This window comes from Mesorhizobium sp. M7A.F.Ca.AU.002.02.1.1 (assembly GCF_003998535.1).
Lineage (GTDB): Bacteria > Pseudomonadota > Alphaproteobacteria > Rhizobiales > Rhizobiaceae > Mesorhizobium > Mesorhizobium ciceri.
Window position 1 is genome coordinate 1 of the sequence record NZ_RZPB01000316.1, and the last position, 6,678, is coordinate 6,678.

The window sequence follows — 6,678 nt, forward strand, 5'->3', positions numbered from 1 at the left end:
GAATAGGGGAATAGGGGTGGCGGCAGTCACTGCTTCGGGCTAATTTGCCCTACTGCCCTATTGCCCTATAATTTTCCCAACAGCTCCGGCGTCGGCCAGCCATCCACCGGCAAACCTAGCCGCGTCTGCTCCTTGCGGATCGCCTCGCGGGTGTTGGTACCCAAAATGCCGTCGACGGTGCCGACATCGTAGCCCTTGGCTTCCAGCTTGGTCTGCAACGCCTTCATCTGCTCATTGTTGAGACCGGTCTCGGGATTGCGCGGGTCCAGCGGCGGCGCGCCTGCCAGCCGTGCGGCAAGGTTGGCTGCCGTCAGCGCATAGGTGAAGGACTGATTCCATTCGAGATAAACGTCGAAATTGTCGTAGGTGAGGAAGGCTGGCCCCTTGCGGCCCATCGGCAGCGCGAGGCCTGCTTTCAGGCCGTTATCGACCAGCGGCGCGCCGCTGGGGTAGGTGACGCCCCATTGCGCCCACTGCGACAGCGGCAGCTTGTTGGTGCGACCGGTCTGATCCCACGGCATGTCTTCGGGCACGCGGACTTCCTGGATCCAGGGCTGGTCGCGTTTCCAGCCGCGCGACAGCACCTTGTTGGCAGTGGTCATGATCACATCAGGCACGCTGCCGCGCAGGTCGATCTTGCCGTCGCCGTCGCCGTCGACGCCGCGTGCCAGATAGTCGGAGGGCAGGATCTGCGTCTGGCCGATCTCGCCGGCCCAGGCGCCCCTGACATCGGCCGGCAGCACGCCGCGATCGATCAGTTCCAGAAGCGGCACCAGCTGTTGCCGGAAGAGCTGCGGCCGGCGGCAATCATGGGAAAGCGTCACCAGGGCGCTCAGCGTGTGGAAGTCGCCCTGCACGGCGCCGAAATCGGTCTCCAGCGCCCAGAAGGCGGCGATGATCGGCGCCTGGACGCCGAACTGCTGGTCGGCGCGGGCGAAGACATCCGCGTATTTCTTCATGTTCGCCGCACCTTGCTTCAGGCGATAGGCCGAGATCATCCGGTTGGAAAACTCGACAAAGGTTTGGGTGAAGACGCCCTGGGCGCGGTCGCGCGCCAACACCTTGTCATCTAAGGTTGCCGCTTCAAGGGCGTCGAGACCCACTGCACCTACGCCGGCCGCCTTGGCTTCCGCGGCGACGCCCTGCTTCCAGGATTCGAAGTCGCCGCCGCATTCCTGCGCCATCGCCGGCAAGGCCGTGGCGCACAGGGTCAGCGCAGCCGCGAGGACTTTGGAACGCAGTCGCATCAGCTTCCTTTCGAAACGAACAGGGGGTCATTTGTTGTGCTCCCCCCCGGGAAGCCCAACGCCCTGAATTACCGGCGGTTGCACTCTTTCCCGCTGGCTGTGTCGAAAAGCAGGCGGCAGGCCCGGTGTCAACGGTGTTCTGCGGCAGCTTCTCTGCTGGAGTGATTTGATGCAGGGCAGTGCTGCCGTTGCACCGGTTCAACGGAAGCTCTGCTGGAGTGATTTGATCCAGGGCGGTGCTGCCGTTGAACCTGACGTCAACGGGTGTTCTGCCGCAGCCATTTGTTCCAGGCGGCTTCGCTGCCGTTGAAGACGTTGATGTCGGACTTGCCGGTCATGCCGGGAACGATGCCGGTTCCGGTGTACTGCCAGAAGGTGAAGGGGTGGCTGCCGTATTTCTCACGCGGATGGCCGGCGACGGAACGCAGCCAGTAGGGATAGCCGCGGAACCCTGACAGCCCGTTGTCGTCGAAGAAGTCGACGGAAGTGTAGATGATCGGCTTCTTGCCGTAATGGCGTTCGACGATTTCGAGGAAGGTGGTCATCTCCGCGCGCACCGTGGCGGCGTCGGGACGCAGCCTGCAGGTCGGCGATTGCGGGTTCCATTCCATATCGAGGACCGGCGGCATCGCCGAGCGATCGACGGGGACGTTGCGGATGAACCAGCGCGCCTGAACGGCAGCCGGGGTGCAGAAATAATAGAAATGATAGGCGGCTCGCGGAATCCCGTTGGCCTTCGTGCGCGCCCAATGCTCGCTGAAATACTCGTCGAAACGGTCGCCGCCCTCGGTCGCCTTGATGAAGGCGAAGGAGATGCCGCTGGCCCTGGCAGCCGGCCAGTCGACCGAGGTCTGGTATTTGGAAACATCGGTGCCGTGGACGGCATAGTTCCACGGCGCGCCGCTCTCCCATTCATGCGGCTTGGAGTCGGCAAAGCGCGGCGCGCGCACGGCAACCGTCGGGCTGCTCGAAGCGGATGGCGACAGCGGCGAGAGATCGTCGACGGTCGAGCAAGCACCAAGCAGCGCTAGCATGATCAGGCCCGCAAGACGGCGCATCGCAATTCCCGAGCCGGATTCAGCCGGTCGCTGATGGGTCTCTACACTGATGGCCTGCTTTGTGATCGGGCCCCCTCCGAACGATCGCCCCACAGCATCGCTCAGCATATCCTGTGATCGCCGATCATGGTTGATAATCCGTTGATGGCGCTCGACAAGCATTGTGATTTGCGGAAGCAATGGCGGCAAATCGATGACATAAGGGTCGCGCAGGGCCCGGAGGAAATAAATGCGGATCGTGGTCAAGATCGTCAAATGGCTGCTTGGCCTGATCGTCCTGGCGGTCGCAGCACTTTTTGCCTGGCTTTATATCGCGCCACCGGAGTTGATCAGGGTCGGCTCGGGCTACTCGGCCAAGATCGTCTGTTCGAACGTTTTTATCGCCGGCCGCGATCCCAATGAGGTGCTGGCCGTCGACGTGCAGGCACCCGGGCATCCCCTGCTGCGGTTAATGCGGGTTTCGGTGGACAAGAACAGGGGAACGGTGTCTGCCGGCCTGTTCGGTTTCCTCGGCAAGAGCGTCGCCGTAGCCCGCGACGGGCTTGGCTGCGCTTCGGTTCCGGACGGCGACGTAGGAAAGGTGCGGCGGACCGCGATCCAAGCGGAGCCGTCCGCAGTCACCATGGGCGACCTGTGGCCGGAAGGCGAACGGGTCGAGGCATCACAGGATCCGGTTGTTGCCAAGCTGCTGGATGATGCGGCGCTGATCGGCACCGGCATGCGCGCGGTGGTGGTGGTCAAGAATGGCCGTGTCGTCGCCGAGCGCTACGGCGATGGCTTTTCCGCCAGGACGCCGCTGCTCGGCTGGTCGATGACCAAAACAGTGAATGCCGCCATCGTCGGTACGTTGGTCAAGGACGGCAAGATGGCTTTCGACAACAAAAACCTGTTCGCGCCGTGGAAGGCGGACGGCCGCGCCGCGATCAGCCTTGCCGACATGATGGCGATGTCGAGCGGGCTGGAGTTCAACGAGGATTATGGCGACGTCGCCGACGTCACGCGCATGCTCTATCTCGAACCTGACATGGCGGGCTTTGCCGAATCCAAGCCGCTGGCTGCAGAGGTCGGCAAACAGTTTTCCTATTCGAGCGGCACGGCGGTGATGCTGTCGCGCCTCTGGCAGGACGCGGTCGGCGACAAGGCCAGGGCGCTGACGTGGCCGCGCACGGCGCTATTCGAGCCGCTCGGCATGCACAGCGCGGTGCTTGAAACGGACGAGCAGGGCACCTTCGTCGGCTCGTCCTATCTCTACGCGACCGCGCATGACTGGGCGCGCTTCGGCCAGTTCCTGCTGCAAGGCGGGGTGTGGAACGGCAACCAGATCCTGCCGGCCGGTTTCGTCGACTGGATGCGCGAGCCGGCATCCGCCTCGAAGGTCTACGGCAAGGGCCAATTGTGGATCGAGGCCCCGGGCGATGAGGAAAACCCCGGCGCCGGCGTCGCGGCAGGCCTGCCCAAGGACACGTACTGGATGGAAGGCCATGACGGGCAGACGGTTGCCATCATTCCCTCGGAGCAGTTGGTGGTGGTGCGGCTGGGGCTGACGCCTGCCAAGCTTGGCTATCGGCCGCAGACGATGGTGGGGGCGCTGATGAAGGCGCTGCATTAAGGTGCATTGACATTCAGGTGAGGTCGGCCTGCAAATGGCGGTTTCACCTTGGCTAGCCGCGCGGCCCGATAACCGCCAGCCAGGCATAGCCGCGATAAAGCGTGCCGAAACGGAAGCTTGCGCCGGTTCGCCGAGATTCCGATTCCAGCACTTCGCGCAACGATTCACGCGGCGCGACGTGGAATTTTTTCAGCCAGCCGCGCAGCAGCGCACGGAACCAGCCGGGCAGCCCTTCCTGCTGGCCGAAATCGACGATGTGCAGCGAACCGTTCGGCGACAGGGCGGCAAGTGCCGCCGATACTGTTTTTTCCCAGCCGGGGATCATCGACAGCGAATAGGACACGAAGACACGGTCGAAGCGTTCGACATCGAAGAGTGCCCGGGCATCGAAATCGGTGGCATCGCCCCTAGCCAATATGACGCGACCGGACAGGCCCTCGCGGTCGATCGCCTTTCCGGCCGTCTCCAGCATTTCGGCCGAAATATCGAGGCCGAAAAAGCGCGCGTCGGGATAGTGACGGGCGGCGAGGATGACGTTGCGGCCGGTGCCGCAGCCGAGTTCCAGCACGGTGCCACCGGCAGGCACGTCGAGCCCCGAGATCATTGGGTCGCGGCCGAGCAGGTAGTATTTGCGGGTCAGGTCGTAGATGTGGCGCTGCCAGCGGTAGACGCCGTCCATCAGTTCGGCATGATTGGCCTTGAATTCGGGGCTGGCCGGCAGCTCGCTGCTGCTCATGCCGCGCGCTTTACGTAGAGATGGAAGCCGCCATAGATGGCCGAGCGGTCGCGGGCCGAAAATTCCCGCGAAGCCTGGTCCTGATAGTCCCATTGGTCGAGCAGCGAACTGGAGACGCGACCCGGCAGCAGGCTGGGCTCGGCGGCGGTGCGGAAGATGACGCGGGCGCCGGCCGAAGCCGTGCGGGTGATTTCCGCCCACAGCGCGTTGAGCTGATCGTCGGTCATCCAGTCCTGTGCGTCGAGCAGGACGAAGCGGTCGACCGCGCCTGCATCCTTGCCGGCGAGAAACTCGATCAGATTGGCATGGTGGATGGCGACGCGGCCGACATTGCCGCGGATGGTCTCGTAATTCTGCTTTTCGAGATAGGCGGGCAGGGCGGCCTCGCCGGGGTTCGGATAGCGGCGGGCAAAGGCCTGCCAGGCGAAGTAGTTATTCTCCAGCGGAAAATCGCAAGCGAGTTTTTCCAGCCGGGCTTTCAGCACGCTGGCCATGGTGCCGTCGCCAGAAGTGATCAGCGAATCGTACTGCGCCGGTGGAATGCCGAGGCCGAACAGCGAAGCCTTGCGCGACGTCGCCCATCTCAAAAGCTTGTTGTCGAAGACCGGCGCCAACTCCTCGTTGAAGAAGCGGCGCTGCTCGCCGATGTTCCTGGCCTGCATGATGCCGGCTGGGTCGACGCCGAAGAATTTTCCCGTGCGATGGCCCATGGCGATGAACAAGCCGAGCAGGCCGGTCTGGTAGAAATTGCGGTCGAACACAGTGATGCGACGGCGCCCGCGCCAGTTGCGGCGCTCCCAGTAGTGACGGCTGACAGGATCGAGATGCGGCGCGATGAAACGGTCATACGCTTTCGAATTGTGGCTGGTGTCGGCGGCGCCGAAGAAGCGGAACAGATCGCCCTGCGATGGCAAATGGCGCACCGCCTCCAGCTTCATGCGGTTCAGCGCGATGTGCGCGGTGTTGAGGTCGACGGCGTCGACCCGGGCCGGCGAGCGCGTGAGGTAGGCCAGGATGTTGCAGCCGCCGGAGGCGATGGTGACGACGCGGTGGCCCTGGCCAAGCTGCATCGCCTCCATGTCGACATCGGGGTCTTCCCAGATCTGCGGATAGACGAGGCCGGAGAACAGGAAGGCGAACAGCCGCTCCGAAATGCCGGCCTTCGACAGCGGGCGGTTCTGATAGACGGCCTTTCCAACTTCCTTGCCGCGGCGAAAAACCAGATCTGCGGAAACGTCCGTCATGGCAAGATGATTCCCCATTTGCTTTGCCGCAAGCGGGTAGCGCAGGCTCATGACAGGCCGGTGACAGCCGGTTGACGCCGGTCGATCCTTGCTGATCTCGATAATGTCTTCGAAAGTGCGGCGGTGCGCGTCTCGACATGGACCGCGCGCTTTTTCATCGAATCTGATTGCAAATAGTCATACGTCGGCCGGCTTCGGCAAGCAGGCCAACAGGACCAGTGCGCTCGATGAAGGGGTAGAGTTGCGAAGCCCGGTTGGAAGTTGTGTCGCCACAACGCTATATTCCGTGAACTGAATGTACGACAGCAGCAAGCTATACTCGACAGTCAGGAAGCCGCGCATGCTTGTCTTTTGGCGAGTCGGCATCCAGGCTGCGACATTGTCGTGGCAGAAATATTCCGGGGGTCGCCATTTCCCGATTTCACCCCCGCCAGCGGGACGATGCCGCCGGAGGGCCGATATACGAAGAGGTCTGTCGCCAGATCGGCAATCTTTTTATCTGAAGATGGTTCGTCCTTCTAGCCCTCTTTTTTGCGAAAAACTTCGTTTATCCCACGGTTTGATTTGATTGCATCCATTAATTTTGGAATCTGGTCCCAATATTCGCTGTAAGAAAAGCAATCTATTAGTTTACTGAACGCATACCACGTGTTTATTTTTTCCGGATCGTCTTTATTTTTGTTTTGGAAAATTGATTGTGCTTCTATGGATAGTTTTTCAAGATGCTCTTCCAGGGAATTGAATTCCCAGTCATCTAAATTCCCATCACCGGTTCTTCTAAGAG

6 protein-coding genes are annotated in these 6,678 nt (G+C 62.0%); 1 reads left to right on the top strand and 5 read right to left on the bottom strand.

Features of this window, described 5'->3' with window-relative positions; all coding sequences use genetic code 11:
* Nucleotides 1-65 precede the first annotated feature (65 nt).
* Together EN879_RS19415 and EN879_RS19420 are read right to left on the bottom strand one after the other, a co-directional pair.
* A complete protein-coding gene (locus tag EN879_RS19415; RefSeq protein ID WP_013530937.1) occupies nucleotides 66-1,247 on the bottom strand; it encodes a lytic murein transglycosylase in 1,182 nt (393 codons plus the stop codon).
* Between the two features lie 257 nt (nucleotides 1,248-1,504).
* Nucleotides 1,505-2,305 carry a GH25 family lysozyme gene (locus EN879_RS19420; RefSeq protein ID WP_013530938.1) on the bottom strand — a complete coding sequence of 267 codons (801 nt, stop codon included), beginning with the start codon at nucleotides 2,303-2,305 and terminating at the stop codon, nucleotides 1,505-1,507.
* Nucleotides 2,306-2,534: 229 nt separating this feature from the next.
* Between EN879_RS19420 and EN879_RS19425 the strand changes: the two genes are divergently transcribed.
* Nucleotides 2,535-3,914, top strand: coding sequence for a serine hydrolase (locus tag EN879_RS19425; protein ID WP_063168488.1), 1,380 nt, complete (start codon nucleotides 2,535-2,537; stop codon nucleotides 3,912-3,914).
* A 52-nt stretch (nucleotides 3,915-3,966) separates the two neighbouring features.
* On the opposite strand, the gene EN879_RS19430 is transcribed toward EN879_RS19425, so the two are convergent.
* The 3 genes from EN879_RS19430 to EN879_RS39030 all read right to left on the bottom strand — a co-directional run.
* Nucleotides 3,967-4,650: a class I SAM-dependent methyltransferase gene (locus EN879_RS19430; protein ID WP_063168487.1), complete on the bottom strand. Its 684-nt coding sequence runs from the start codon at nucleotides 4,648-4,650 to the stop codon at nucleotides 3,967-3,969.
* Nucleotides 4,647-5,945, bottom strand: a complete 1,299-nt coding sequence (locus EN879_RS19435; RefSeq protein WP_063168486.1) for a DUF3419 family protein — start codon at nucleotides 5,943-5,945, stop codon at nucleotides 4,647-4,649. The genes EN879_RS19430 and EN879_RS19435 overlap by 4 nt, the downstream gene beginning before the upstream one ends.
* Nucleotides 5,946-6,412: 467 nt before the next feature.
* A partial coding sequence (locus EN879_RS39030; protein ID WP_164774470.1) for a hypothetical protein occupies nucleotides 6,413-6,678 on the bottom strand: 266 nt, incomplete at its 5' end.

Coding starts and splice junctions, on each gene's coding strand:
- EN879_RS19415 (WP_013530937.1), bottom strand. CDS start 1,247: ATGCGACTGCGTTCCAAAGTCCTCGCGGCTGCGCTGACCCTGTGCGCC.
- EN879_RS19420 (WP_013530938.1), bottom strand. CDS start 2,305: ATGCGCCGTCTTGCGGGCCTGATCATGCTAGCGCTGCTTGGTGCTTGC.
- EN879_RS19425 (WP_063168488.1), top strand. CDS start 2,535: ATGCGGATCGTGGTCAAGATCGTCAAATGGCTGCTTGGCCTGATCGTC.
- EN879_RS19430 (WP_063168487.1), bottom strand. CDS start 4,650: ATGAGCAGCAGCGAGCTGCCGGCCAGCCCCGAATTCAAGGCCAATCAT.
- EN879_RS19435 (WP_063168486.1), bottom strand. CDS start 5,945: ATGAGCCTGCGCTACCCGCTTGCGGCAAAGCAAATGGGGAATCATCTT.